Genomic DNA, 26062 nt, shown 5'->3' with positions numbered 1-26062 from the left:
CGAGCGTTCGTCCTTCGGGTCATCTCGGCATGAGAGCCCTGGGGACGGTTCGCCAGCCGCGATGGCATTCAATCACTTACCGGCAGGCGTGCACGACGCCTTGGGTCCATTGTCCGTCACGCCGGTGACACACTCGGGACCGATGGCCAAGAATCACCGATCCGATCGACCCCCGGCGGGCACCGCAGAGCGGACCCCGCCGGGCATCGTGCTGGACCGGCTCACCGCCGGGCCGAGCCGGGCTTCGCGCGTCACTCATACGGAGCACTTGCCCCCGCGGGAGGGCCGCCATGCCGTCTGGCCTGACCGGATTCGCGCGGAGGTGCTCGCCGCCGTGCGCGAGTGCGGCATCGAACACCCCTGGGCCCATCAGGCACTGGCCGCCGAACACGCGCTGGACGGCGACTCGGTCGTGGTCGCCACCGGTACCGCCTCCGGCAAGTCCCTGGCCTACCTCGTGCCCGTGCTCTCCCGCCTCCTGGACGGCTCCGAGGCGCCCAACGGCAGGGGCGCCACCGCCCTGTACCTGGCCCCCACCAAGGCACTCGCGGCCGACCAGCGGCGGTCGGTGAGGGAACTCTCCCAACCCCTGGGCACGGCCGTGCGGCCCGCCGTGTACGACGGCGACACCCCGCCCGAGGAACGCGAATGGGTACGTCAGTACGCCAACTACGTCCTCACCAACCCCGACATGCTGCATCGCGGGATCCTGCCCTCCCACCCGCGCTGGGCCTCCTTCCTGCGCGCCCTGAAGTACGTGGTCATCGACGAGTGCCACACCTACCGTGGCGTCTTCGGCTCGCACGTCGCCCAGGTGCTGCGGCGGCTGCGCCGGCTGTGCGCCCGCTACGGCTCCTCCCCCGTCTTCCTGCTCGCCTCGGCCACCGCCGCCGACCCGGCGGTGGCCGCGGGCCGGCTGACCGGGTTGCCCGTGGTCGAGGTGGCGGACGACGCCTCTCCCCGCGGTGAACTGGTGTTCGCCCTCTGGGAGCCCCCACTCACCGAGCTGCACGGCGAGAAGGGCGCCCCCGTCCGCCGCACCGCCACCGCCGAGACCGCCGATCTGCTGACCGACCTCGTCGTGCAGGACGTGCGCTCGGTCGCCTTCGTCCGCTCCCGGCGCGGTGCCGAGCTGATCTCGCTCATCGCCCAGGAGCGGTTGGCCGAGGTCGACCGCTCGCTCGCCCGGCGTGTCGCCGCCTACCGCGGCGGCTACCTCCCCGAGGAACGCCGCGCCCTGGAAGGCGCGCTGCACTCCGGCGAACTCCTCGGCCTCGCCGCCACCACCGCCCTGGAGCTGGGCATCGACGTCTCCGGCCTCGACGCCGTGCTGATCGCCGGCTACCCGGGCACCCGGGCCTCGCTCTGGCAGCAGGCGGGCCGGGCGGGCCGCGCCGGACAGGGCGCCCTGGCGGTGCTGGTCGCCCGCGACGACCCGCTGGACACCTTCCTCGTCCACCATCCCGAGGCCCTCTTCGACCAGCCCGTCGAGTCCACCGTCCTCGACCCCGACAACCCCTACGTCCTCGCCCCGCACCTGTGCGCCGCCGCCGCCGAACTGCCGCTGACCGAGGAGGACCTCGCGCTCTTCGGCCCCGCCTGCGCTGCCCTGATGCCCCAGCTCGAGGACGCCGGCCTCCTGCGCCGCCGTACGAAGGCCTGGCACTGGACCCGCCGGGAACGCGCCGCCGACCTCGCCGACATCCGCGGCCAGGGCGGACGGCCGGTGCAGGTCGTGGAGGAGGGCACCGGACGGCTGCTCGGCACGGTCGACGCGGGCGCCGCCCACACCGGTGTGCACGAGGGCGCGGTCCACCTCCACCAGGGCCGCACCTACCTGGTGCGCTCGCTCGACCTGGAGGACTCCGTCGCCCTGGTCGAGCGAGCCGACCCGCCGTACACCACCGTCGCCCGCGACACCACGTCGATCTCCGTACTGGAGAAGGACGTCGAGGTCCCCTGGGGCGAGGGCCGCCTCTGCTACGGCTCCGTCGAGGTGACGAACCAGGTCGTCTCCTACCTGCGCCGCCGCGTCCTCACCGGCGAGGTGCTGGGCGAGTCCAAGCTCGACCTCCCTCCGCGTACGCTGCGCACCCGCGCGGTGTGGTGGACGGTCACCGAGGACCAGCTCGACGCGGCCCGGATCAACCCGGAGAACCTGGGCGGCGCCCTGCACGCCGCCGAGCACGCGTCCATCGGTCTGCTCCCGCTGTTCGCCACGTGCGACCGCTGGGACATCGGCGGGGTCTCCGTCCCGCTCCATCCCGACACCCTGCTGCCCACGGTCTTCGTGTACGACGGCCATCCCGGCGGCGCCGGGTTCGCCGAGCGCGCCTTCCACACCGCACGCGAGTGGCTCACCGCCACGCGCGAGGCCATCGCCTCCTGCGAGTGCGAGGCCGGCTGCCCTTCCTGCATCCAGTCCCCCAAGTGCGGTAACGGCAACGAACCGCTGCACAAGAGGGGTGCCGTACGGCTGCTGACCGAACTTCTGCGAGGAGCACCGGGGGACGGCGGCACGGCGATCCGGGACACGGCGAGCGGACGCGCGATCGGCGGGGGCACGGTGAGGGAGGACCCGCCGGGCGCGGGCCCGGTGAGCGGGGGCACCACGAGTGAGGGCACGGCGAGCGGGGGCACGGCGGTGTGCGGTGCGGAAGGGGGCGCCGCGGAGGGGAGTGCCGGGGCGGTGTCTCCGGCCGGGTAGGCGCCGGGCGGGCCCGCGCGGGCCCTTACTCGCACCGTGAACGGCGCCCTGCCCGAAGCGGCGGTCACGTCGGACACCTCACCCTCGATCCCGCACCGCACCAGCCGCGCGCCCTGCGCCCGCGCGACCCGCCCGGCGGTGTCGCAGGCCGGCCCGCCACCCTCCGTCCAGCGGTCCGCGGCCGCCAACGCCGCCAGATCGGCGGCCGCGGCCGCCCTGTGACGCACGACCACCGCGTGACCCGCCAACAGCAGGGCACCGAACACGGCACAGAGCCCGGCCAGCGCGAAGACCACCCAGACGGCGGCCGACCCGCGATCACCTCGACTGCCATTGCCGTCACCGGAGTTTCCGCACCCCCCACGCGCGCTCCGGTCAGTGAGCTCCCGCCCTCTGGTGACTCCTCCCTCCACGCTCATACGCCCACCCCCACCGTCTCCTCCGCCAGCGCCACGGCCGTGCCGCGCAACTCCAGCGTCAGCCTGTCCGGCCCGGGCGGATGGGCGACCACCGTCACGCGGACCAGGTCGCCCTCCCGGCCCACCATGACCGTCGCGCCGTCCGGTGCCGCCCGGCGGGCCGTCGCCTCGACCGTCTCCGGCGGATCCTGGCGAGCCGCGGCACGGGCCCCCGCCCGTGCCGCGTCCACGCACTGGATCTGCGCGGACGCGGCGAGCAGTGCCCACATCAGCGCCATCACGAACAACACCAGCGCGGGCAGCACGACGGCCGCCTCCGCCGTCACGAAGCCACGGTCGTTCGCCACGGAACCTCGGTGAGCGGCGCCGCGGTGAACCGGGCTGCGGTGAGCGGGACCACGGTGAACCGGGGTGCGGTGATGCGTGCGCCCCGCCCTCGTCGTCACCCTCGCCCTCGCCCTCGCCCTCCGTACGGGAGCCCTGCTCTCCCGTACGTCCACGCACCTCGCCCGTTCACATCCGGACACTGAGCGCCCGCTTCACGATGTCCTGCAGTTCCCCGGCCACCTGGCCGCTGGTCAGCACCTTGTAGAGCACGGCCGCGAGCCCCACCGCCGCGATGATGCCGACGGCGTATTCGGATGTGACCATTCCGCCGTCCCGGCGCAGCGCCACCCGCGCACGCACCCCGCACACCCCGCGCGTCCTGTGCACCAGCGCCCGCATCCACCGCCGCGACCGCGCCCGGCCTCGCGCCGGAACCTGCCCCGATCCTTGTCGCCCTTCCTGCTGGCGGTGCTGTCCTCGGCGCTGTCCTCGGGCACTGCTCTGTGCTGCTGTCCTGCTCATCTCGACCCCGTTCCGCCGTGCGTCTGTCTCTGTCGCTGTGTTCGTCTGTCTCTGTCGCTGTGTTCGTCTGTCTCTGTCGCTGTGTTCGTCGTTGCTGTGTTCCTGGTTCCGGCAGCCGTTCCGGCTGCCGCGCCTCGTCCGTCGTTTTCCGTGTGTTCGCGCCACGCGGGTCCGCCCCTCGCGCTCCGGGCAGGGGCTCAGCCGGCACCGCCGCTCAGCAGTCCGCCGGCCAGTCCGATCACCACGGGCAGGACGCCGACCACGAGGAAGGCGGGCAGGAAGAACAGCCCCAGCGGCAGGGTGATCAGGACTCCCGCCCGCCGGGCCCGTGCCGTCGCGGCGCGGCCCCGGTCCGCGCGGGCGTCCGCGGCAAGGCGGGCCACGGGTACGGCCGCCGGGGCACCCGAGTCACCGGCACGCTCCAGCAGCCGGGCCAGGGGTGCCGCGCCCGGCAGTTCCGCCAGCCTCCGCCAGGCGGCGGCCGGTTCCCCTCCCAGCCGTACCTCGGCCGCCCCGGTGGCGAGCCGTTCCCCCACGGGGCCCGTGAGCGCCTCGCCCACCGCCCGGGCCGCGGTCACCGGAGTCGCACCGGCCGCGATGCAGGCGGCCAGCAGCTCCGCCGCGAGCGGTAGTTGGCGGGCGGCGAGCGCGTCCTCGTACGCGGACCGTCCGGATCGCCCCGCCTCGGTGCCGGTGGCTCTCTCGTGCCGCACACGCCACCAGTGCAGGGCGGCTCCGGCGAGCAGTCCGAGCAGCAGGCCACCGGCGCCCCCGACCAGGGCCCATGCTCCGCACGCCGCTCCGGCAGGGGGCAGCCAGCGTTGGGCCGCGTCCCGTGCACGGGCGCCGTGCCGTCGCCGGCCGCTCGGCCTCCGCAGCAGCACCGCGTGCAGCCGTCGGCGCAGTCGCCGTGCGCGCCGCTCCCGGGTGAGGACGCGGGCCGACCACCACAGGGCGGCTGCCACCGCACACATCGTCCCCAGCCTGTGGACAAGCCGTGGCCCCGCCCCCATCGCCAGGAACCCGTCCAGCACCTGCCCGTTCACGTCTCCTCAGCTCCCCGGACGATCCTCAGTGCCCACCACAGCCCGGCGACCTCCAGCACCACGCCGGCGAGCAGACACATCAGCCCCGGCCCCGTGTGCAGCACCACGTGCAGCGGATCCGCGCCCAGCGCGGTGCCCAGCAGCAGGCCGAGCACGGGCAGTCCGGCGAGCATCACCGCCGTCGAGCGGGCGCCCGCGAGCTGGGCCCGCAGATCGGCCCGCTGGTCGCGCTCCGCGCGCAGCGCGGCCTCCAGCCGGTCGAGCCCGGCGGCCAGCCCCGCGCCCCGGTCGACAGCCACCCGCCAGCAGGCGGCGAGCCCCAATAGCCCCTCCGCCCCCGGCCCGCGCGCCGCCTCGGTGAGCGCCCCGGGGACGTCACCGCCGAACCGGGCTGCCGCGAGCACCGCCGCCCTGGCTCCGCCGAGACCGCCCGAGTCCTGTGCAGCGTGCCGTAACGCCTCGCCCGGCTGCCGTCCGGCGCGGACCTCTCCGGCGAGCACCGCGCAGAGCGCGATGACCGCCTCCCCTCGGCGTTCACGGTCCCGCTGGACCGTCCGGGCCACCCGTGCCTTCCGCAGCGCGGGAACCCCCAGGACCCCGGCCAGCAGCGGCAGTACCGACATGCCGAGCAGCGCGAGCAGCGCGCCCACTGCCACCGACCACCACTCGGGGCCCAGCCCACGCACCCGGGCCTGTGCCTGCCGCCACCGCGCAGCGCTCCGGCCTTCGGCTCCCACCGTGCCGGCTCCGCCACCCCCGCCACCCGATCCGCCCGAGCTGGCTGAGCTGTCTGAGCTGTCCGCGAACAGCCACCGCGCCCGTCCCGGCCCGCCGTTCCGGCCGCCGAGCAGCCAGGCGGCCGCCCCGGCGCAGGCCAGACCCGTGCCCGTACCCACCGCGCCGATCCCCGTCATCGCCCCGCTCCGCTCATCGTCCGGCTCCCAGCGCTCGCCCGCCGCCCGCTTCCCACCCGGCGCGCGCCTCTTCTCCCGTCCTGGTCCGGGTGTCCGTCGGCGGGTCCTCGTCCCCGCCCACTGCCGCACCCGCCTGGTGAAGCAGCGCTCTCAGCCGCTGCCAGCCCTCCTCGCGCGTGAACGCGACCCTGCCCCAGCGCAGCGCGGGCACGGTGACCACCCACCCCGCCGCGTCCCTCTCCAGGACGTGCACCTCTGCGATGCGCCGCCGACCGTCACGGCCACGCACGAGGTGGAGGACGACCGACAGTGCGGCGGCGAGCTGACTGTGCAGGGCCGCACGGTCCAGTCCGGCGGCGGTGCCGAGCGCTTCGAGTCGGGCCGGTACCTGGGCCGCCGCGTTGGCGTGAAGAGTGCCCGAGCCACCGTCGTGTCCCGTGTTCAGCGCCGCCAGCAGGGAGACGACCTCCGGGCCCCGGACCTCACCGACGACCAGCCGGTCGGGTCTCATCCGCAGCGCCTGCCGCACCAGGTCCGGCAGTCCGACCAGGCCGGCGCCCTCCTGGTTGGCGGGCCGTCCCTCCAGCCGCACGACGTGGGGGTGGTCGGGCCTCAGCTCCGCGGAGTCCTCGGCGAGCACGATCCGCTCCCCCGGATCGACCAGCCCCAGCAATGCACTGAGCAGCGTCGTCTTGCCCGAGCCGGTGCCGCCGCTGATGACGTACGACAGCCGGGCGTCGATCAGTGCCCGCAGCAGACGGTCGCCGCCCGGCGGCACCGTACCCGCCTCGACCAGCTCGCCGAGGGTGAAGGCGCGCGGCCGGACCACGCGGAGCGACAGACAAGTGGAACCGACGGCGACCGGAGGCAGGACGGCGTGCAGTCGCGTGCCGTCCGGAAGGCGGGCGTCCACCCAAGGCCGGGCATCGTCGAGGCGCCGTCCCGCCACGGCCGCGAGGCGTTGCGCGAGACGCCGTACGGCCGCCGCGTCCGGGAAGGTGACCGGCGTCAGTACCAGGCCACCGCCGCGGTCCACCCAGACCCGGTCGGGTGCCGAGACCAGGACGTCGGTGACCGAGGGGTCGGCGAGCAGGGGTTCCAGTGGCCCGCTGCCGACGAGTTCGGAGCGCAACCGTTCGGCGGTGCCCAGGACTTCGGCGTCCCCCAGGACCCTGCCCTGTTCCCGCAGTGCCTGTGCGACGCGTGCGGGGGTCGGCTCGGCGCCGCTCTCGGCGAGCCACCGCCGCACCCCGTCCAGCAGTGCGGCGTGTCCGTCCTCGGGACAGTGCTCGTCGGCGCGTCCGACGCCCGTGCCGCCGCCGTCGCGGCCGTTCCTCCCTTCACGGCCCCCACCGCCCCCACCCCCGCGGTCGGCCCCGCCCCCACCGCGTACGCCGAGGCCGACGCCGTTCACGCCGCCTCCGTCCCGGCCAGGGCCCGGCTCCAGAAGGCCGAGCAGAAGCGGGCGAGCGGGCCGCGCGCAACCGCCCCGGGAGGTGTGCTCCCGTCCGGAGCGAGAAGTTCCGTCGGCACCTCGCCGGCCAGCGGGAGTCCCAGCAGCCGGGCCACCTCCCGGTCGTCCAGTCCGGGCGCGTAGGGGGCGCGCACCGCGACCCGTAGATCGCCCAGGACCATGCCGGCCGCCGAGGCCACCCGCCGGGCCGCGGCGATCGCGCGGAGCTCGGCCGGGACGACCAGGAGCCCCAGGTCGACCTGGGCGAGCACCTCGGCGGTGCCCTCGTCGACGCGGCGCGGCAGGTCGACGACCACCGTGCCGCCGCGCCGGCGGGCGGCGGCCAGGACGGCGCGGACCGCCTCGGGCGGCACCGTCACGGCGTCGCTCCGGTCCCAGCTCAGGACCCGCAGGGCGTGCAGCGCGGGCAGGGACTCCTCCAGCGCCCCACTGCCCACGCGACCCCGCGAGGCGGCGAAGGCGGGCCAGCGCAGGCCGTGTGCCGTCTCGCCGCCCAGCAGGACGTCCAGTCCGCCGCCCAGCGGGTCCGCGTCCACCAGGAGGGTGCGCCGGCCCTCGCGGGCGGAGGTGAGGGCGAGCGCGCAGGCCAGTGTGGAGGCGCCCGCCCCGCCTCGTCCGCCGAGCACTCCGACGGTCAGGGCGGGTCGCCCCACGCCTTCGGTCACGTCGGCGATGCGGTCCACCAGCCACTGCTCGCCGTCGGGGAGGACGAGGACGTGGTCGGCCCCGATCTCGACGGCGCGGCGCCACACCCCCGGGTCGTCCTGGTCCCTTCCGACCAGCACCACTCCCCGCCTTCGGGTGGCCCCGCGCACCCGGGGAACCGCGTCGTCCCCGACCAGCACCAGGGGTGCCGCCTCCCAGCCCGCCCGTCCCTCGGGCAGCGTCGGACACACCTCGGGCCGGGCACCGGCAGCGGCGCACAGGCGCAGCAGGTCGTCGAGCAGCTCGGTGTCCTCGGTGACGATCAGTGGTCCGCGCTGCCGTCCCTCGGCGCGGTGCGCCCCGTCGTGCGCGATGGTTTCCGCCACGGTCTCCAGCCCTTCGTTGTCGGGTTCTCACGGCGAACAGCCGATAGGAACCGGCCATTGCGTCCGACAAACGACAACCGGCCATGAACTCGGCCGAACTCGCCGCGAGTGGACGCGCTGGAAACACGATGTGGCGATCCTCGAAATCGTGTGGATCTTGGTCCAAAACGGTGGACAACTCGGCGATTGTGGATATCGCCCTCACCCATATCGGTGAACGATGTACGACTTTCGCACTGCGACATTGCGACTACCGTCGGTAACATGGCATGCCCATGACATACAGCGGTCGCCGCGCTCGCAGGGAAGAGGCACAGACGGGACCCACAGCGAGAAAAGCCACCCGGACATGCGACGACCCCCGCCGGGGGGGAGAGCGGGGGTCGTCTCCACGGCCGACTCGGGGGGGGGGAGGAGTCGGGCCGGGTTAGCACGGTCGCGAACGATCCGTGACTTCCATGGTGTACCCGAAGCCCCTCCCAGGCAAACCAGCCGCGCCCCGCGCTAGCCCGAATGGTGGGCGCATATGCTCGGGTTCGTGGAAAAGCACCCTTCGCCCCGCACAGCGGCCTTCTTTGACCTGGACAAGACGGTCATTGCGAAGTCGAGCACGCTCACGTTCAGCAAGTCGTTCTACCAGGGCGGCCTCATCAACCGCAGGGCCGTCCTGCGTACCGCCTATGCCCAGTTCGTCTTCCTGGCCGGCGGCGCGGACCACGACCAGATGGAGCGCATGCGGCAGTACCTGTCCGCGCTCTGCAAGGGCTGGAACGTCCGGCAGGTGAAGGAGATCGTCGCCGAGACGCTGCACGACCTCATCGACCCGATCATCTACGACGAGGCCGCCTCCCTCATCGAGGAGCACCACACCGCCGGCCGCGACGTCGTCATCGTCTCCACCTCCGGGGCCGAGGTGGTCGAACCCATCGGCGAACTGCTCGGCGCGGACCGGGTGGTGGCCACCCGCATGGTGGTGGGCGACGACGGCTGCTTCACCGGCGAGGTGGAGTACTACGCGTACGGCCCGACGAAGGCCGAGGCGGTCCGCGAACTGGCCGCCTCCGAGGGGTACGACCTCTCCCGCTGCTACGCGTACAGCGACTCCGCGACCGACATCCCGATGCTGGAGTCCGTGGGGCACCCGCACGCCGTCAACCCCGACCGGGCACTGCGCCGTGAGGCCGTCGCCCGCGGCTGGGCGGTGCTCGACTTCCACCGGCCGGTGCGGCTCAAGCAACGGCTGCCCGGGTTCTCCGTACCGCCGCGGCCGGCCCTCGTGGCGATGGCCGCGGTGGGAGCGGCGGCGGCTACGGCGGGACTCGTCTGGTACGCCAGCAGGAGGCGCGCGGCGACCGCCTGAGAAGCGGCCGGCTCAGGATTCCATGATCGACGCCGGTAGCTTCCCGAGCCGCCGATCCTCACGACCGCACGCCCGTTTCACGACTGTTTGAAGGCAAAAGTAAAGAAGCGCGGCTTCCACTTCCCCTCTTCCTGGTCCAGGAGTACAAAGGAGTCAACGGACCGCGAGACCGAAGGAAATCCGCGAGGATCCCCTTTCGTAACGCAGTTGGTCCCACGGACCGCGCATGGACACCGGGCACCCACGCGACGTCGACCCGTCGATTACGGGCCAGCCGCACCAGGTGACGGGCGAAGTACCCGACCTGATGGGCAACATATCGAGGACGCTTGGTAACCCGGCACCCATGCCAGCGGCGGTACGAATCTCGTACCGCCGCACTTTTGTGCCCACGCCTGATCGCCTAGCGGGCCGCCCGACTGCATGGGCTGCATGGGCTGCTTGCACGAGCCGCCGAACGGCCTGGCCCTCAGGCCGCCCCGCGCTGGAGTGCCTCGCACACCGCCGTCGACTCCCGGGCGCCCAGTTCGACGGCCCGGCCGCAATGGGTGATCCAGGCGGCCATGCCCTCCGGGGTGCCGCTGACGTATCCCTCAAGGGCGGCCACGTATGCCGCCCGCCCCAGCTCGCCGTGGCCCGCCTCCGAGGGGCACACCGCCTTGGGGTCCAGGCCGCTGCCGACCAGGACGATGCGCTCCGCCGCGCGCGCGACGACACCGTTGTACGAGCCGAACGGCCGTAGGGCCACCAGTTCGCCGTGCACCACGGCCGCGGTCACCAGGGCGGGCGCGGAACCGCCCGCGACGACCAGCTCCGAGAGACCGTCCAGACGGCCCGCAACCTCGGCGGCACCGGGAAGCGGCAGCTCCACGAGCGGTTCGTGGACCGGCTCGCCGTCCCGGCGGGGACGTCCGACCTCGTCCTCCTTGCTCGCGGCGGCCACCAGGTGCAGTCGTGCCAGCACCCGCAGGGGCGACTGCCGCCAGATGGACAGCAGTTGCCCGCCCTCCGCGGTCACCCGCAGCGCCGCACCGACCGTACGGGCGTCGCCCTCGCCGAAGTCGCTGCGCCTGCGCACCTCCTCAAGCGCCCAGTCGGCGCCGGACAGTGCCGCCGAGCCACGGGCGCCGCGCAGCGCGGCCTCGGAGGTGATCTCGTTGCTGCGGCGCCGCATGATCCGGTGTCCGTAGACCCGGTCCACTGCCTTGCGCACGGACTCCACGGCCTCGGGCACGCCGGGCAACGTCGCGAGGGCGGCGAGAGGATCGGCGGTCGCACCTGTCGTACTCATGAGTACGACCCTACGCACCCGAAGCGCCCGGACGTGCGGGAGTGGCCTTCTTCACGTCCGGGCGCCTGGGTGCCCGGGCATCCCCGCGCTCCCGCGCCCGCCCCGCCCCACTTCTCCTGGCGCGTCGCCCTTCCTCTCCCCTGTTCCGTGTCCTTTCCGTCCTCATCTCCCGCGATCTCCCGCGGTCTCTCGCGGGCCTTCGCGGTCCTTGCGGTCCTTCGCGCCTCCGCTACCCCTTGGTCCCGTGCCCGTCCTTGTCCACCGCGTCCGCCTTCTCCGCAGGCGCTCCCGGAACCCCCTTCGGGGCAGGGGCCGGCCGGTCCGACAGGAAGGAGGCCCAGCCAGACGCCGGGGCCTCGCCGACCTTGAGTCCACGCAGCTTGGCGAGAACCTGCGGATCCTGTGCGTCCAGCCAGTCGGCCAGCTGATGGAAGGAGACGCACCGCACCTCGGGCTTACCGCACACGTTTTCGACGACTTCCTCGACGGCACGCATGTAGGTGCCCCCGTTCCAGGACTCGAAGTGGTTGCCGATGATCAGGGGCGCGCGGTTGCCGTGATAGGCGCGGTCGAAGCCCTTCAGGAGCCCGTCGCGCATCTGGTCGCCCCACAGCGCGCGCTTGTCGGGGTCGCCCTGGGTGCGGGTGCCCGACTGGTTGACCATGAAGTTGTAGTCCATGGTGAGCTGCTGGTACGAGTGCCCGGGGAAGGGCACGAGCTGCATCGACAGGTCCCACAGCCCTTCCTTCTTGGCGGGCCACACCTGCTCGTCGACACCCGAGCTGTCGTACCGGAAACCCAGGTCGCGCGCCGCCTTCGTGAAGTTCTTCTGGCCCTCCAGGCAGGGGGTGCGGGCGCCGATGAGCTCCTTGTCGTAGTCGAAGGGCAGCGGGGGGAGGTCCTTCAGGGCGGGGGCGTTGGTCTTCCAGGACTTCACGAACGACTTGGCCTGGGCGATCTCGGACTTCCACTCGTCGACCGACCACTTGCCGGCTCCGCCGTCCGGTCCGCAGAAGTGACCGTTGAAGTGGGTCCCGATCTCGTTGCCCTCCAGCCACGCCAGCCGCACCTGGGTGGCGGTGTCCCGGATGCCCTGCTCGTCGTTGAAGCCGATGTCCGAGCGGCCGGGCGCGTGCTGCGGCGGCCGGTACAGATCGCGCTTCTCCTCGGGGAGCATGTACACCCCGCTGAGGAAGAACGTCATCGTCGCGTTGTTGTCCTGGGCGACCTCGCGGAAGTGCGAGAACAGCTTCTGACTGTCCTCGCCCGCGCCGTCCCAGGAGAAGACCACGAACTGCGGGGGCCGCTGTCCGGGCTTCAGCCGCTGGGGCGCCGGCAGGTGCGGTTGTGCACCCGTGTAGGCGGTGGATCCGTCGCCGAGCGGACGGAGCACGCTGCCGGGGGCGGCCGGCGCACCGGCGCCCTTCCTGCCGCCCGTCGCACCGGGGCTCTTCGTGGCACCGGAGGTGTGTTCCCCGGGCGGAGCGTGCGAGGTGTCGCTCGCGCAGCCGGCGACCGCGGTGGCACAGGCCGCGGCGAGTGCGACGCCTGCGGCGATCTTCTGGGTGGCGGCCATCTCCGCCCACCTTCTTCCTTCGTTCGGGGCAAGGCCGGTCGGGCGTGCCGCGGTGCCCGCCCGTACGGCGGGACGGCCGTACGGGCGAGAACCGCGCACGCGAACAGCCCGGTCAAGGTCGCACGCGACTTCGAAGGAATTTGTATGACAAGCCGATGAAATTACTGGTTAACCCGCAAGAGTGACTTATTGCGCCACTTGCTCGGATTCGAGCTACGCTTTTTTTACTTCGCATTACTGTCGATTTGCCGAGTCTTGGCAATTCCCCGCTGTACGCCGTATCACGGAGGAGACGGGACCCATGTCAGCCTGCCTGCCCACCCGCGCCACCGACCCGAGCCACACCAGGCGCACCCATCCACCGCACAGCCCTCCGCCCGCGCCGCGCCGCCCGTTCCGCATCGCGGGCGTCGACCTGTCGGCATCGATCGCGGTCTTCCTGATCGCGCTTCCCCTGTCCCTGGGCATCGCCCTGGCCACCGGCGCGCCCCTGCAGGCCGGTCTGGTGGCCGCGGCCGTCGGCGGCCTCCTCACAGGTCGGCTCGGCGGCTCGCCGCTCCAGGTCAGCGGCCCGGCCGCCGGACTCACCGTGGTCACCGCAGACCTCATCCAGCGCTATGGATGGCGCGTCACCTGTGCGATCACCGTCCTCGCCGGATGTGCTCAACTCCTTCTCGGCTGCCTGCGCGTGGCCCGCACCGCACTCGCGGTCAGTCCCGCGATCGTGCACGGCATGCTCGCCGGCATCGGGGTGACCATCGCCGTCGCCCAGGTGCACATCGTGCTGGGCGGCACCCCGCAGAGCTCCGTCCCGGACAACCTGCGCGCACTGCCCGGCCAGATCGCGAACCTCGACACGGCCGCGTTGTCGATGAGCGTCCTCACCCTGGCACTGCTGCTGCTCTGGCCACGCATTCCGGGTCGCACGGGACGTCTGCTGCGAACGGTCCCCGCCCCCCTCGTCGCCGTGGCCGGGGCCACCACGACCGCTTCGCTCACCGCGCTCACCCTGCCGAAGGTCGAACTGCCCTCCTGGCGCAACCACGCACTCGCGGGATTCCCGGACGGCCCGGTGCTCGGCCTCGCCGCCGCCGTCCTCACCATCACGCTCGTGTGCAGCGTGCAGTCGCTGCTGGGCGCGGTCGCGGTGGACAAGCTGGCCGCCTCCCGCACCGGCGCCCACGCGCACGTGGACCGCTCCGACCTCGACCGGGAGCTCCTCGGGCAGGGCGCCGGCAACATCGTCTCCGGCGCACTCGGCGGGCTGCCGATCGCGGGAGTCGCCGTCCGCTCGACGGCCAATGTGCGCGCGGGCGCGGTCAGCCGGAACTCCACGATGCTGCACGGCGTGTGGATGGTCGTCGCCGCCCTGCTGCTGGCCCCCGCACTGGAGCTCATCCCGCTGGCCGCGCTCGCCTCGCTGGTCATGGCGGTCGGCATCCAGATGGTCTCGCCCCACCACATCCGCACCGTCACCCGCCACCGCGAGATGCTCGTCTACGCGGTCACCATCGCCGGCGTCGTCCTCCTCGGCGTCCTTCAGGGCGTCGCTCTCGGCATCGCCGCCGCCGTCGCCGTCGCCCTGCACCGACTGGCCCGCACCCGCATCACCCACGAGGAACGCGGCGGCGCCCATCACCTCCGCGTCCGGGGACAGTTGACGTTCCTCGCCGTGCCGCGGCTCAGCCGCACCCTGCACCTCGTACCACCGGGGGCCGACACGGTCGTGGAACTCGACGGCTCCTTCATGGACCACGCGGCGTACGAGGCCCTGCAGGACTGGCGCAGACAACACCTCGCCCGAGGCGGTTCGGTGGAGCTGACGGGGCGGACGGGGCCGCGCTTCGCCGAGCCGGTCACCGGGGCACCGGTGTGCCACTGCGGGCCATGGACACCCTGGCGCAACCACCAGTGCGCCCCGGAGTCCACCGCAGGATCCACCCATGTGCCGGACGGAGACGAGGCACCCACCGGTGAACGGCGCTCAGCCCACGGCCGCTGGGCCGTCGAGAGCCAAGCGCCCGAGAGCGGGCGCCGGTCCACCAGCGGACAGCACCAACTCGCCCGGGGCATCAGCGCCTTCCAGCACCGCACCGCTCCTCTGGTGCGCGAAGAGCTGGCACGGCTCGCCCGTGAGGGACAGAACCCCTCGCAGCTCTTCCTCACCTGCGCCGACTCCAGAGTCGTCACCTCCATGATCACCGCCAGCGGTCCCGGCGACCTGTTCGTCGTGCGCAACGTGGGCAATCTGGTGCCGCTGCCCGGCGAGGAGAGCGGTGACGACTCGGTGGCGGCAGCCATCGAGTACGCGATCGAGGTACTACGGGTCCGGTCCATCACCGTCTGCGGACACTCGGGCTGCGGCGCGATGCAGGCACTCCTGGCGACGGCCAAGACGCCCACCGCTCCCGGCGGACCGGAAAGGCCCCACGGACCGAGTGACGCCACCGCACCGGACGGACGGAACGGACGGGGCGAGCCGGACGGATCGGCTGATCCCGGCGGACCGCGCGGACCGAGCGAGCCGCGTGAGCCGAGCGGGCCGAGCGGGCCCGACGGACCAGCCAGGCGTCACAGGTCCGACGGACTGGGCGGGGCCGGAAGATCCGAAACACCCCGGACGCCGCTGGGGCGCTGGCTGCGGCACGGGCGGCCGAGCGTGCACCGTATGACCGCCGACGGCAGGCCCGCAGCACGGTTCGCCGACGGGGAGCCCGCCGACCTCGCCGAGCGGCTCTGCCTGACCAACGTGGTGCAGCAGCTGGAGCACCTCGCGGCACACGAGAGCGTGGCCCGCGCCCTGCGGGAGGGCTCGCTGGATCTGCAGGGCATGTACTTCCACGTGGGCAGGGCACAGGCCTACCTGCTCGACGGGACACCGGGGGACGGGACGCGGGAGGGCGTGTTCACGCGGGTGGAGGCCCTGCGTCCCACCCGGGGCACGCCCGCCTGAGAGCCGGCGGGCCGCACGCGGCCCGCCACGCGTGGTGAACCGATCACGTCCGCCGTCCGTGAGAACGTGTGGCCCCGCGCCCGGGAGCCACGCCGGGGCCACACCCCTCACACCACAAGAGGTCTAAACCATTTGTCCGACGACCCTTGTCATCGGGGGTGCCGGTCTGATGAGCTGTGGCCTGGGACACAACGGACACCCTGGGAAAGGGAGATGTCGTGAGCAACGAAAGCCTGGCCAACCTTCTGAAGGGGGAGATGGGAAAGTGAGCGAGAATCCTTCCCTCTCCAACCTGCTGAAGGAGGAGCGTCGTTTCGCGCCTCCCGCCGAACTCGCCGCGCAGGCCAACGTGACGGCGGAGGCTTACGAGCAGGCCAAGGCTGACCGGCTCGGCTTCTGGGCAGAGCAGGCCCGTCGGCTGACCTGGGCCACCGAGCCGACCGAGACTCTGGACTGGTCGAACCCGCCGTTCGCCAAGTGGTTCCAGGACGGCCGGCTCAACGTGGCGTACAACTGCGTGGACCGGCACGTCGAGGCGGGCAACGGGGACCGGGTCGCCATCCACTTCGAGGGCGAGCCCGGCGACAGCCGGTCGATCACCTATGCCGAACTCAAGGACGAGGTGTCCAGGGCGGCCAACGCCCTGCTGGAACTCGGAGTGCGCAAGGGCGACCGGGTCGCCGTCTACATGCCGATGATCCCTGAGACGGCGATCGCCATGCTGGCCTGCGCCCGCATCGGCGCCGCTCACTCGGTCGTCTTCGGCGGCTTCTCGGCGGACGCCCTGGCCACCCGCATCGAGGACGCCGACGCCCGCGTCGTCATCACCGCCGACGGCGGCTACCGGCGCGGCAAGCCCTCCGCGCTCAAGCCGGCGGTCGACGACGCGGTGAGCCGCGAGGGCACCACCGTGGAGCACGTCGTCGTCGTACGGCGCACGGGCCAGGAGGTCGCCTGGACCGAAGGCCGTGACGTGTGGTGGCACGAGCTCACGCAGAAGCAGCCGGCCGAGCACACCGCCGAGGCGTTCGAGGCCGAGCACCCGCTGTTCATCCTGTACACGTCCGGCACGACGGGCCGCCCGAAGGGCATCCTGCACACCTCCGGCGGTTACCTCACCCAGGTGGCCTACACCCACTGGTCGGTCTTCGACCTCAAGCCGGAGACGGACGTGTACTGGTGCACGGCCGACGTGGGCTGGGTCACCGGCCACTCCTACATCGTCTACGGCCCGCTGGCCAACGGCGCGACGCAGGTCATGTACGAGGGCACGCCCGACACCCCCCACCAGGGCCGCTTCTGGGAGATCGTCCAGAAGTACAAGGTGTCGATCCTCTACACCGCGCCGACCGCGATCCGCACGTTCATGAAGTGGGGCGACGACATCCCCGCGAAGTTCGACCTGTCCTCGCTGCGCGTGCTGGGCTCGGTCGGCGAGCCGATCAACCCCGAGGCGTGGATCTGGTACCGCAAGCACATCGGCGGCGACCGCACACCTGTCGTGGACACCTGGTGGCAGACGGAGACCGGCGGCATCATGATCTCCCCGCTGCCGGGCGTCACCGAGGCCAAGCCGGGGTCGGCGCAACGCCCGCTGCCGGGCATCGCCGCGACGGTCGTCGACGACGAGGCGACCGAGGTGCCCGACGGCGGTGGCGGTTACCTGGTGCTGACCGAGCCGTGGCCGTCCATGCTGCGCACCATCTGGGGCGACGACCAGCGGTTCCTCGACACCTACTGGTCCCGCTTCGAGGGCAAGTACTTCGCCGGCGACGGCGCCAAGAAGGACGACGACGGGGACATCTGGCTGCTCGGTCGCGTCGACGACGTGATGCTGGTGTCCGGGCACAACATCTCCACCACCGAAGTGGAGTCCGCCCTGGTCTCGCACCCCTCGGTCGCCGAGGCGGCCGTGGTCGGCGCGGCCGACGAGACGACCGGTCAGGCGATCGTCGCCTTCGTCATCCTGCGGGGCACGGCGGCGGAGACGGCGGACCTGGTCGGCGAGCTGCGCAACCACGTGGGCGCGACGCTCGGTCCGATCGCGAAGCCCAAGCGGATCCTGCCGGTGGCGGAACTGCCGAAGACCCGGTCGGGAAAGATCATGCGGCGGCTGCTGCGGGACGTGGCGGAGAACCGTCAGCTCGGAGACGTCACCACGCTCACTGACAGCACGGTGATGGACCTCATCCAGGAGAAGCTGCCGGCGGCACCGTCGGAGGACTGAGAAGGACCGCCGGAGACTGAACCGGGCTGAATGAACCTGGCCCCGGTGTCCTCGGTAGCCTCTGAGAGAGCACCGGAGGACACCGGGACGCCGGGGCACTGGGGCGCCTCGGTGTGCCGAGGCGCCCCAGTGCCCCGGCGAGAGGGCGTCCCCCACGGGAACACCGCGACGGAATACCAAGGGCGGAACACCACTCGGGAGGCCGGCCACATCGACCCCCGGGAGCCGCATCGTGCCTACGGGGTCGGTCTTGGGTAGGCTTGCCGCGACACCCTCTCCCACAGAAACGGTTTTTTCGGGCGCGCCGGGAAGTCTGGTCGGCACGTAATGCGTGCTGCCCACATCACCCGGAGGACCCCCTCGTGGCCCCGCCCCGCAAGCCCCGTACACCCGGCCGTGCCGACCAGCCCCACGCCGGCAACCACCGGTTCCTCGGCCGTCTCTCCCTGCCCGAGCGGACATTCCTCACCAACGCCCTGCGCACCGAGACCGTCGGCGGAGTCATCCTCCTCGTCGCCGCGGTCGCGGCACTGATCTGGGCGAACCTGCCCGCGCTCGGCCACAGCTACGAGAGCGTCAGCCACTTCCACTTCGGCCCCTCCGCGCTAGGCCTGAACCTCTCCGTGGCGCACTGGGCCGCCGACGGTCTGCTGGCCGTCTTCTTCTTCGTCGCCGGTATCGAGCTGAAACGCGAACTGGTCGCCGGGGACCTGAAGGATCCGCGCGCGGCCGTTCTGCCCGTCGTGGCCGCGCTGTGCGGGATGGCCGCCCCCGCGCTCGTCTACACCGCCACCGCTCTCGCCGGCGGCGGCTCGCTGTCCGGCTGGGCGGTGCCCACCGCCACCGACATCGCGTTCGCGCTCGCCGTGCTCGCGGTCATCGGCACCTCGCTGCCCTCCGCGCTGCGCGCCTTCCTGCTCACGCTCGCCGTCGTCGACGACCTGTTCGCCATCCTGATCATCGCGGTCTTCTTCACCTCCGGCCTGAACTTCGCCGCGCTCGGCGGGGCCGTCGCCGGTCTGGTCCTCTTCTGGCTGCTGCTGCGCAAGGGGGTGCGGGGCTGGTACGTGTACGTGCCGCTCGCCGTCGTGATCTGGGCGCTTATGTACAACAGCGGCGTGCACGCCACGATCGCCGGTGTCGCGATGGGCCTGATGCTGCGGTGCCACCGCCACGAGGGTGAGGAGCAATCCCCCGGCGAGCGCGTCGAACATCTGGTGCACCCCCTGTCCGCCGGTCTCGCCGTGCCGCTGTTCGCCCTGTTCAGCGCAGGTGTCTCCCTGTCCGGGGGCGCGCTCGGGGACGTCTTCGGGAAGCCGGAGACGCTCGGTGTGGTCCTCGGTCTCGTCCTGGGCAAAGCGCTCGGCGTCTTCGGCGGCACCTGGCTGACGGTCCGTTTCACCCGGGCCTCGCTCAGCGAGGACCTGACCTGGTCGGACGTCTTCGCGCTCGCCACGCTGGCCGGCATCGGCTTCACCGTCTCCCTCCTCATCGGCGAACTCGCCTTCACCGACGCTCCGGTGCTGACCGACGAGGTGAAGGCGTCCGTGCTGTGCGGCTCGCTGATCGCCGCCGTCCTGGCGGCCGTACTGCTGAAGATCCGCAACGCCAAGTACCGGGCCCTGTCGGCGGAGGAGGAGCGCGACGAGGACCTCGACGGCATCCCCGACGTCTACGAGGAGCACGACCCGGCGTACCACCTGCGCATGGCCGAGATCTACGAGGCCAGGGCCGCCGAACACCGAAGGCTTGCCGAAGTGATGGGCGGGGCAGGCGAGGGGGACCACGGTCCGGCATGATCTGACCTGTGCACAAAACGTCCTCGACGGAGCACGGACAACGGATCACGACGCGGACGCCCCTCGCAGGCACCCACGTACGACAACTCAAGACGACCCTCACGAACACAGGGAGACCTCGATGAGCGCACCCGACGGCAGCCCGGTCGGCGCGGAGCCCAGCATCGGCAAGCTGTTCGCCTCGGCCACGGCGGAGATGTCCGCACTGGTGCACGACGAAATCGCGCTGGCCAAGGCCCAGCTCAAGCAGGACGTGAAGCGCGGCGCGGTCTCCGGCGGCGCGTTCTCCGGAGCCGGCGCCGTGCTGCTGTTCTCCCTGCCGATGCTCAACTTCGCACTCGCCTACGGCATCCGCACCTGGAGCCACTGGAACCTCGCGGTCTGCTTCCTGCTGTCCTTCGCCGCCAACGTGGTCGTCGCCGGCCTGCTCGGCCTCATCGGCATGGCGTTCGCGAAGAAGGCCAAGAAGGGCAAGGGGCCGCAGAAGGTCGCCGCCTCCATGAAGGAGACCGCCGGGGTGCTGCAGAACGCCAAGCCGCACCCCCGTCCGGACCTGCCGGACACTCACGTCGAGGTTGTGGCACGCTCGTCCTCATGACGGACCCCGCCACACCCTGGGCCCAGCCCGCCTCGGTCGTACGCCTCGACGTCCCCGGCGGCGAAGAGGTGATCCACCGGGACGTCGCTGCCAACGGCGCCCGCTTCCACATCGCGGAGCTGGGCGAGGGGCCGCTGGTGCTGCTGCTGCACGGATTCCCGCAGTTCTGGTGGACTTGGCGGCACCAACTGGTGGCCCTCGCCGACGCCGGTTTCCGGGCGGTGGCGATGGACCTGCGCGGGGTCGGCGGCAGCGACCGCACACCGCGCGGCTACGACCCGGCCAACCTCGCCCTGGACGTCACCGGGGTGATCCGCTCCCTCGGCGAGCCGGACGCCGCGCTGGTCGGCCACGACCTGGGCGGCTATCTGGCGTGGACGGCGGCGACGATGCGGCCCAAGCTGGTGCGCCGGCTCGCGGTGACCTCGATGCCGCACCCCCGGCGCTGGCGGGCCGCGATGCTGCGGGACCCCAGGCAGTCGGCGGCGAGCGCCCACATCTGGGGCTTCCAGCGGCCCTTCGTTCCCGAGCGCCGGCTGACCGCCGACGAGGGCGCGCTGGTCGGGCGGCTGATCCGCGAGTGGTCGGGGCCGCGGTTGCCGGACGAGGAGGCGCTCGAGGCCTACCGGAAGGCCATGTGCATCCCGTCCACGGCGCACTGCGCGGTGGAGCCGTACCGCTGGCTGGTGCGCTCGCTGGCCCGGCCGGACGGCTTCCAGTTCAACCGGCGCATGAAGCGGCCGGTGCGGGTGCCGACGCTGCATCTGCACGGCTCCCTCGATCCCGTTCTGCGCACGCGCAGCGCGGCGGGCTCCGGGGAGTACGTCGAGGCCCCGTACCGCTGGCGCCTCTTCGACGGTCTGGGGCACTTCCCGCACGAGGAGGACCCCGGCGCGTTCTCCACCGAGCTGATCAACTGGCTGCGGGACCCCGAACCGGACCGGTGAGACGAACATCCGGCGAGACGAACATCCGGAAAGCAGGGCAGCCGGTGAGCCGACGTCCGGGCTGCCCGGCATCCGGGAGGCGGGGAGGCCGGGAGGCCGGGAGGCCGGGTATCGCCCGACGCGGGACGTCGAAAGGGCCCGCACGGATCCCCTGCGTAACCAATGCGCCACGCCTGGTACCCGAACGGCGAACGCCTGTTCCTCCCCCAGCCATGTGCCTGGCGCATAGGCCAATTTGGGGGCCCGCGGGGCGGTTATCGACCTTGGGGTGGGGGCACGGTCGGGGTATGGGCTGGACGCACGACTACAACGACGTAGCACGCAACCGCCGCTCGGCCGCTGGTCCGGGCCCTCATGAGAGGGGTGCCCCGCAGTTGGCGGGCGCCGATCCCCGCGTGGGTATCCCGCACATCCTCCGCCGCCGCGCCCGCTGGGTCTCCGCCCGCCTGCGGCACGCACGCGGCTGACCGACCCGGTCTTCCCGCGCATCCCCACACGGCCACCCCGGTCGCCACGGCCGGGGCCGGCCGTCACAGCGCGCAGTTGTCGCTGTCCACCTGCTGGTTCGCCCTGCGGCCCTGGTCGATGTCCTGCTTGATCTCCTCGGCGGTGAGGGCGTACCCGGTCTCGGCGTCGTCCAGCGACTTGGCGAACACCACGCCGTAGACGCGCCCCTGAGGGGTCAGCAGCGGGCCGCCGGAATTGCCCTGGCGCACGGTCGCGAACAGCGAGTACACGTCACGGCGCACGGTGCCGCGGTGGTAGATGTCCGGACCGCTCGCGGTGATCCGGCCGCGGACGCGCGCGGGCTGCACGTTGTACGAGCCGTTCTCCGGGAAGCCGGCGACGATCGCGCCCTTGCCGCTGGAGGCCCCGGGGGAGGCGAACCGCAGCGCGGGCGCGGGCAGGTCGGGCACGTCGAGCACGGCGATGTCGCGCCGCCAGTCGTAGAGGACGACCGTCGCGTCGTACTTGCGGCCCTCGCCGCCGATCTGCACGGTCGGCTCGTCGACCCCGCCGACCACGTGCGCGTTGGTCATGACGCGGCGGTCGGCGAAGACGAAGCCGGAGCCCTCCAGGACCTTGCCGCAACTGCGGGCCGTGCCCATCACCTTGACGATGGAGCGCTTCGCGCGGGTGGCGACGGCACTGCGGGCCAGGGCCGGGTCGGGCGGCTCTACCTCGGTGATCGGCTCGTTGGCGAACGGGCTGAAGACCTGCGGGAAGCCGTTCTGCGCGAGGACGGAGGAGAAGTCCGCGAACCAGGAGTCCGCCTGGGAGGGCAGGGCCTGCGAGACGCCGTGCAGCACCTTGGAGCCGCGGACCTCCCGGCCGAGCGTCGGCAGCGTGGTCCCCGCGAGCGCCGAACCGATCAGCCAGGCGACCAGCAGCATCGCCACGACGTTGACGAGGGCGCCGCCCGTCGCGTCCAGCGCACGCGCCGGGGACCAGGTGATGTAGCGGCGGAGCTTGTTGCCGAGGTGGGTGGTCAGGGCCTGCCCGACCGAGGCGCAGACGATCACCACTCCGACGGCGATCACGGCGGCCGTCGTGTTGACCTCGGCGCCGTCGGTCAGCTCGTCCCAGAGGACGGGGAGCGCGTAGACCGCGACGAGGCCGCCGCCGAGGAAGCCGGTCACCGACAGGATGCCGACGACGAAACCCTGCCGGTAGCCCACGACCGCGAACCACACCGCGGCGACCAGCAACAGGATGTCCAGCACGTTCACCGCTCCACGCCTCGCCTCGTCACGTTCCTCTCACCACGAAGTCCGGCCGGTGTTCCGGAACACGAGGCGGCGGAGGACACGGCGTCCCCCGTCGAAACACAGCACGGGTGCCACCCTGTCATGCGCGCCAGTCGAGCGGGACCCGCTTGTCGCGGTCCCAGGGCCGTTCCCAGCCCGCGAAGTGCAGCAGACGGTCGATCACGCCCGCCGTGAACCCCCACACGAGGGCGGATTCGACCAGAAACGCCGGACCCGCGTGACCTCTGGGATGCACGGCGGTGACCCGGTTCGCGGGATCCGTGAGATCCGCCACGGGCACGGTGAAGACCCGGGCGGTCTCCTTCGGGTCGACCACACCGACCGGGCTGGGCTCCCGCCACCAGCCGAGGACGGAGGTGACGACGAAGCCGCTGACCGGGATGTAGAGCGGCGGCAGCACGCCGAAGAGCTGGACGCCCCGGGGGTCGAGACCGGTCTCCTCCTCGGCCTCGCGCAGGGCCGCGCGCAGGAGGCCGTCGGCGGCGGGGTCGCCGTCCTCCGGGTCGAGGGCGCCGCCGGGGAAGGCGGGCTGGCCGGCGTGCGAGCGCAGGGAGCCGGCGCGCTCCATGAGCAGCAGCTCCGGGCCGCGCTCACCCTCGCCGAAGAGGATCAGCACGGCGGACTGCCGCCCGCCGCCGTCCCCCGGCGGCAGGAACCGGCTGAGCTGCGAGGGCCGTATGGTCTCGGCGGCCCGCGCGACGGGCGCCAGCCACTCGGGCAGGCCCTCCTTGACGAGACGCGCCACGACGCCGGGCCGCCCGCCACCGGCGGCAGTACCGGCGCCACTGCCGGTGGCAGTACCGGCGCCCGTGCCTGTGCCGGTAGCCGTGCCCGCGGCAGCACTCGCGCCCGGCAGCGCCGGCCCGGCACCCGGCAGCGCGAGTCCGGCGTCCGTCACCGCGGGCCCCGTGTCCCCGTCCCGCGCCTCTCCCGACCGCGCGTCCCCGGCCCGCGCTTTCTCGGCCCGCGCGTCCGCGCGTTCCGTGTTCGTGTCGCTGATGTGTGTCACCGCCACCCCCGTCCTGCCGGTCCCAACGCGCGCGAGCGCTCGGAACGTTCCTCGTGTCGCCTCACGCGCCCCGGATGTCCCTCGTACGGGTGTCCGTCCGGGACCGTGTTCACCGGGTGGCCCCCAGGGGAGGGGCCGGGACGCCGCCCGCGTCCAGGTACGACTGCGGGGGCTTGAGGCGCTGGCCGGGGAAGCCGCCCTTCTCGTACTTGAGGAGCTTCTTCGCCTTCTCGGGGTCCGTCTCCCCCTCGCCGTAGGCTGGGCAGAGCGGGGCGATCGGGCAGGCGCCGCAGGCCGGTTTGCGTGCGTGGCACATGCGGCGGCCGTGGAAGATCACGTGGTGCGAGAGCATCGTCCAGTCGCTCTTGGGGAAGAGCGCGCCGACGGCCGCCTCGATCTTCTCCGGCTCGGTCTCCTCCGTCCACCGCCAGCGCCGCACCAGCCGCTGGAAGTGCGTGTCCACGGTGATGCCCGGTCGCCCGAAGGCGTTGCCCAGCACGACGAAGGCGGTCTTCCGGCCGACGCCGGGCAGCGTGACCAGGTCCTCCAGACGGCCCGGCACCTCGCCGTCGAAGCGCTCCACGAGGGCCTTGGACAACCCCATGACCGACCTGGTCTTGGCCCGGAAGAAGCCGCAGGGCCGCAGGATCTCCTCGACCTCCTCCGGATCGGCCGCCGCCAGGTCCTCCGGAGCGGGGTATCTGGCGAACAGCGCCGGTGTCGTCTGGTTGACGCGCAGGTCGGTGGTCTGCGCGGACAGGACCGTGGCGACGAGGAGCTGGAAGGGGTTCTCGAAGTCCAGCTCGGGGTGCGCGTACGGGTACACCTCGGCGAGCTCGCGGTTGATGCGGCGGGCGCGGCGGACCAGGGCGGTGCGCGACTCGGCGGCCGCCGCGCGCGGCTCACCGGCGGTTGCGCGCGCACCACCGGCCGCCCGGCGGGGCGCGGCGGAACGCGCCCGTTTCGCCGGTTTCACGGAACCGCCTCCGCTCTGTTCGCCGTCAGCGGAATCCTGACGTTCAACCACCCGCCCAGCCCCCTTGGCCTGTGCTCTCACCGGCGATTTGGACACCCGGCCAGCCTACGACCCGGCACCGACATCCGCGCCGCCTCCCGCGTGGGAAGCCCCCTAAACGGACCCTGCCCCCCTGCCCGGCACAGGTGTGCGGCATCCTTGTGACAGATCACACTGTTTGATCCATCCGGCAAAATGGGCAGCAGGGTCCCCTGGTGGACGGATGGGTACCCGGGGGGCAACAACCCCTGAGCAGGTCGACAAGGAGAGAACTCGTGGACGACGTTCTGCGGCGCGCCCCGCTCTTCGCGGCGCTCGATGACGAGCAGGCCGCGGAGCTCCGCGCCTCCATGAGTGAGGTGACCCTCGCGCGCGGTGACTCGCTGTTCCATGAGGGCGACCCCGGTGACCGGCTGTACGTGGTCACCGAGGGCAAGGTGAAGCTGCACCGCACCTCCCCCGACGGACGCGAGAACATGCTGGCCGTCCTCGGCCCCGGCGAGCTGATCGGCGAGCTGTCGCTGTTCGACCCGGGCCCGCGCACGGCGACGGCCACGGCGCTCACCGAGGTGAAGCTGCTCGGCCTCGGCCACGGCGACCTCCAGCCCTGGCTCAACGCCCGCCCCGAGGTGGCCGCCGCGCTGCTGCGCGCCGTCGCCCGGCGACTGCGCAAGACCAACGACCAGATGGCCGACCTCGTCTTCTCCGACGTGCCGGGCCGTGTCGCGCGGGCGCTGCTCGACCTCTCCCGGCGCTTCGGCGTGCAGTCGGAGGAGGGCATCCACGTGGTGCACGACCTGACGCAGGAGGAACTGGCCCAGCTCGTGGGGGCCTCGCGGGAGACCGTCAACAAGGCGCTCGCGGACTTCGCGGGGCGGGGATGGCTGCGCCTCGAGGCACGCGCGGTGATCCTGCTCGACGTCGAGCGGCTGGCCAAGCGCTCGCGCTGACGCGGCGACGCGCCGGCGCGCTGCCGCAGTGACTCGGTGACGGCGGCCGACCCGGTCTCGACGGCCGGGTCGGCCGCCGTGCGCGTAAGGGGGCAGGGTCCGCTCCCGCCACGTGGGCAGGTTTCGCG

General features: G+C 72.6%; 20 protein-coding genes and 1 pseudogene. 9 read left to right on the top strand and 12 right to left on the bottom strand.

Annotated elements, in window-relative coordinates:
- Positions 1-61: 61 nt before the first annotated feature.
- Positions 62-2707 (top strand): DEAD/DEAH box helicase, encoded by a 2646-nt coding sequence (locus tag OHB09_RS18205; protein ID WP_191852533.1) that lies wholly within the window; start codon positions 62-64, stop codon positions 2705-2707.
- Here OHB09_RS18205 and OHB09_RS18200 read toward each other — a convergent pair.
- From OHB09_RS18200 to ssd, 7 genes and pseudogenes are all read right to left on the bottom strand, one after another.
- Positions 2701-3003 (bottom strand): annotated as a pseudogene (locus tag OHB09_RS18200) (Rv3654c family TadE-like protein); the annotation flags it as partial. The gene OHB09_RS18205 and the pseudogene OHB09_RS18200 overlap by 7 nt on opposite strands.
- Before the next feature lie 119 nt (positions 3004-3122).
- Entirely contained in the window at positions 3123-3473 is a 351-nt protein-coding gene (locus tag OHB09_RS18195) for a TadE family type IV pilus minor pilin (RefSeq protein WP_191852532.1), read from the bottom strand.
- A 166-nt stretch (positions 3474-3639) separates the two neighbouring features.
- Complete coding sequence (locus tag OHB09_RS18190) at positions 3640-3852, bottom strand: DUF4244 domain-containing protein (protein ID WP_040896148.1); 213 nt, start codon at positions 3850-3852, stop codon at positions 3640-3642.
- Between the two features lie 320 nt (positions 3853-4172).
- Positions 4173-4949 carry a type II secretion system F family protein gene (locus OHB09_RS18185; protein WP_328923034.1) on the bottom strand — a complete coding sequence of 259 codons (777 nt, stop codon included), beginning with the start codon at positions 4947-4949 and terminating at the stop codon, positions 4173-4175.
- 68 nt (positions 4950-5017) lie between these two features.
- A complete protein-coding gene (locus tag OHB09_RS18180; protein WP_191891535.1) occupies positions 5018-5935 on the bottom strand; it encodes a type II secretion system F family protein in 918 nt (305 codons plus the stop codon).
- Positions 5936-5948: 13 nt separating this feature from the next.
- A complete protein-coding gene (locus OHB09_RS18175; RefSeq protein ID WP_318295328.1) occupies positions 5949-7196 on the bottom strand; it encodes a TadA family conjugal transfer-associated ATPase in 1248 nt (415 codons plus the stop codon).
- Positions 7197-7345: 149 nt separating this feature from the next.
- Positions 7346-8440: a septum site-determining protein Ssd gene (gene ssd, locus OHB09_RS18170; RefSeq protein ID WP_191852529.1), complete on the bottom strand. Its 1095-nt coding sequence runs from the start codon at positions 8438-8440 to the stop codon at positions 7346-7348.
- 526 nt (positions 8441-8966) lie between these two features.
- Between ssd and OHB09_RS18165 the strand changes: the two genes are divergently transcribed.
- Complete coding sequence (locus OHB09_RS18165; protein WP_006142037.1) at positions 8967-9800, top strand: HAD family hydrolase; 834 nt, start codon at positions 8967-8969, stop codon at positions 9798-9800.
- Positions 9801-10269: 469 nt separating this feature from the next.
- Here the strand turns inward: OHB09_RS18165 and OHB09_RS18160 are convergent, their stop codons facing one another.
- Positions 10270-11091: a Fic family protein gene (locus tag OHB09_RS18160; protein ID WP_006142036.1), complete on the bottom strand. Its 822-nt coding sequence runs from the start codon at positions 11089-11091 to the stop codon at positions 10270-10272.
- A 229-nt stretch (positions 11092-11320) separates the two neighbouring features.
- A complete protein-coding gene (locus OHB09_RS18155) occupies positions 11321-12667 on the bottom strand; it encodes a polysaccharide deacetylase family protein (RefSeq protein WP_191852528.1) in 1347 nt (448 codons plus the stop codon).
- A gap of 301 nt (positions 12668-12968) precedes the next feature.
- Here OHB09_RS18155 and OHB09_RS18150 point away from each other — a divergent pair, with 301 nt between their 5' ends.
- The 6 genes from OHB09_RS18150 (at position 12969) to OHB09_RS18125 (ending at position 21658) form a co-directional block, all read left to right on the top strand.
- Positions 12969-15620, top strand: a complete 2652-nt coding sequence (locus OHB09_RS18150; protein WP_328922254.1) for a SulP family inorganic anion transporter — start codon at positions 12969-12971, stop codon at positions 15618-15620.
- A gap of 265 nt (positions 15621-15885) precedes the next feature.
- The gene (acs, locus tag OHB09_RS18145) at positions 15886-17847 is read left to right on the top strand and encodes an acetate--CoA ligase (RefSeq protein ID WP_167794949.1); all 1962 of its coding nucleotides are present in this window, start codon (positions 15886-15888) and stop codon (positions 17845-17847) included.
- Positions 17848-18209: 362 nt separating this feature from the next.
- The gene (nhaA, locus tag OHB09_RS18140; RefSeq protein ID WP_006142029.1) at positions 18210-19646 is read left to right on the top strand and encodes a Na+/H+ antiporter NhaA; all 1437 of its coding nucleotides are present in this window, start codon (positions 18210-18212) and stop codon (positions 19644-19646) included.
- Between the two features lie 121 nt (positions 19647-19767).
- Positions 19768-20244, top strand: coding sequence for a phage holin family protein (locus OHB09_RS18135; protein WP_006142027.1), 477 nt, complete (start codon positions 19768-19770; stop codon positions 20242-20244).
- Entirely contained in the window at positions 20241-21191 is a 951-nt protein-coding gene (locus OHB09_RS18130; RefSeq protein ID WP_167794947.1) for an alpha/beta fold hydrolase, read from the top strand. The genes OHB09_RS18135 and OHB09_RS18130 overlap by 4 nt, the downstream gene beginning before the upstream one ends.
- Positions 21192-21478: 287 nt before the next feature.
- Positions 21479-21658, top strand: a complete 180-nt coding sequence (locus OHB09_RS18125; protein ID WP_006142024.1) for a hypothetical protein — start codon at positions 21479-21481, stop codon at positions 21656-21658.
- 63 nt (positions 21659-21721) lie between these two features.
- Here OHB09_RS18125 and OHB09_RS18120 read toward each other — a convergent pair whose 3' ends face one another.
- The 3 genes from OHB09_RS18120 to nth form a co-directional block, all read right to left on the bottom strand.
- On the bottom strand, positions 21722-22921 hold the full coding sequence (locus OHB09_RS18120; RefSeq protein ID WP_006142022.1) for a MarP family serine protease: 1200 nt from the start codon (positions 22919-22921) through the stop codon (positions 21722-21724).
- Between the two features lie 118 nt (positions 22922-23039).
- Positions 23040-23705: an NUDIX hydrolase gene (locus OHB09_RS18115; protein ID WP_191852581.1), complete on the bottom strand. Its 666-nt coding sequence runs from the start codon at positions 23703-23705 to the stop codon at positions 23040-23042.
- Positions 23706-24078: 373 nt separating this feature from the next.
- Entirely contained in the window at positions 24079-24945 is an 867-nt protein-coding gene (nth, locus tag OHB09_RS18110) for an endonuclease III (protein ID WP_006142017.1), read from the bottom strand.
- A 314-nt stretch (positions 24946-25259) separates the two neighbouring features.
- Between nth and OHB09_RS18105 the strand changes: the two genes are divergently transcribed.
- The gene (locus tag OHB09_RS18105) at positions 25260-25934 is read left to right on the top strand and encodes a Crp/Fnr family transcriptional regulator (protein WP_006142016.1); all 675 of its coding nucleotides are present in this window, start codon (positions 25260-25262) and stop codon (positions 25932-25934) included.
- The last annotated feature ends 128 nt before the right edge of the window (positions 25935-26062 follow it).

Origin of the sequence: Streptomyces griseoaurantiacus (assembly GCF_036189845.1) — a bacterium.
GTDB classification, from domain to species: Bacteria; Actinomycetota; Actinomycetes; order Streptomycetales; family Streptomycetaceae; genus Streptomyces; species Streptomyces griseoaurantiacus.
This window is presented reverse-complemented; position numbering and strand designations above follow the sequence as displayed.

Excerpts from the sequence above, each read along its gene's own strand:
- OHB09_RS18160 (WP_006142036.1), bottom strand. The coding sequence starts at position 11,091 with ATGAGTACGACAGGTGCGACCGCCGATCCTCTCGCCGCCCTCGCGACG.
- OHB09_RS18130 (WP_167794947.1), top strand. The coding sequence starts at position 20,241 with ATGACGGACCCCGCCACACCCTGGGCCCAGCCCGCCTCGGTCGTACGC.
- OHB09_RS18125 (WP_006142024.1), top strand. The coding sequence starts at position 21,479 with ATGGGCTGGACGCACGACTACAACGACGTAGCACGCAACCGCCGCTCG.
- OHB09_RS18185 (WP_328923034.1), bottom strand. The coding sequence starts at position 4,949 with ATGTGTGCGGTGGCAGCCGCCCTGTGGTGGTCGGCCCGCGTCCTCACC.
- OHB09_RS18165 (WP_006142037.1), top strand. The coding sequence starts at position 8,967 with ATGCTCGGGTTCGTGGAAAAGCACCCTTCGCCCCGCACAGCGGCCTTC.
- OHB09_RS18150 (WP_328922254.1), top strand. The coding sequence starts at position 12,969 with ATGTCAGCCTGCCTGCCCACCCGCGCCACCGACCCGAGCCACACCAGG.
- OHB09_RS18190 (WP_040896148.1), bottom strand. The coding sequence starts at position 3,852 with ATGCGGGCGCTGGTGCACAGGACGCGCGGGGTGTGCGGGGTGCGTGCG.
- OHB09_RS18180 (WP_191891535.1), bottom strand. The coding sequence starts at position 5,935 with ATGACGGGGATCGGCGCGGTGGGTACGGGCACGGGTCTGGCCTGCGCC.
- OHB09_RS18205 (WP_191852533.1), top strand. The coding sequence starts at position 62 with ATGGCATTCAATCACTTACCGGCAGGCGTGCACGACGCCTTGGGTCCA.
- OHB09_RS18155 (WP_191852528.1), bottom strand. The coding sequence starts at position 12,667 with ATGGCCGCCACCCAGAAGATCGCCGCAGGCGTCGCACTCGCCGCGGCC.
- OHB09_RS18135 (WP_006142027.1), top strand. The coding sequence starts at position 19,768 with ATGAGCGCACCCGACGGCAGCCCGGTCGGCGCGGAGCCCAGCATCGGC.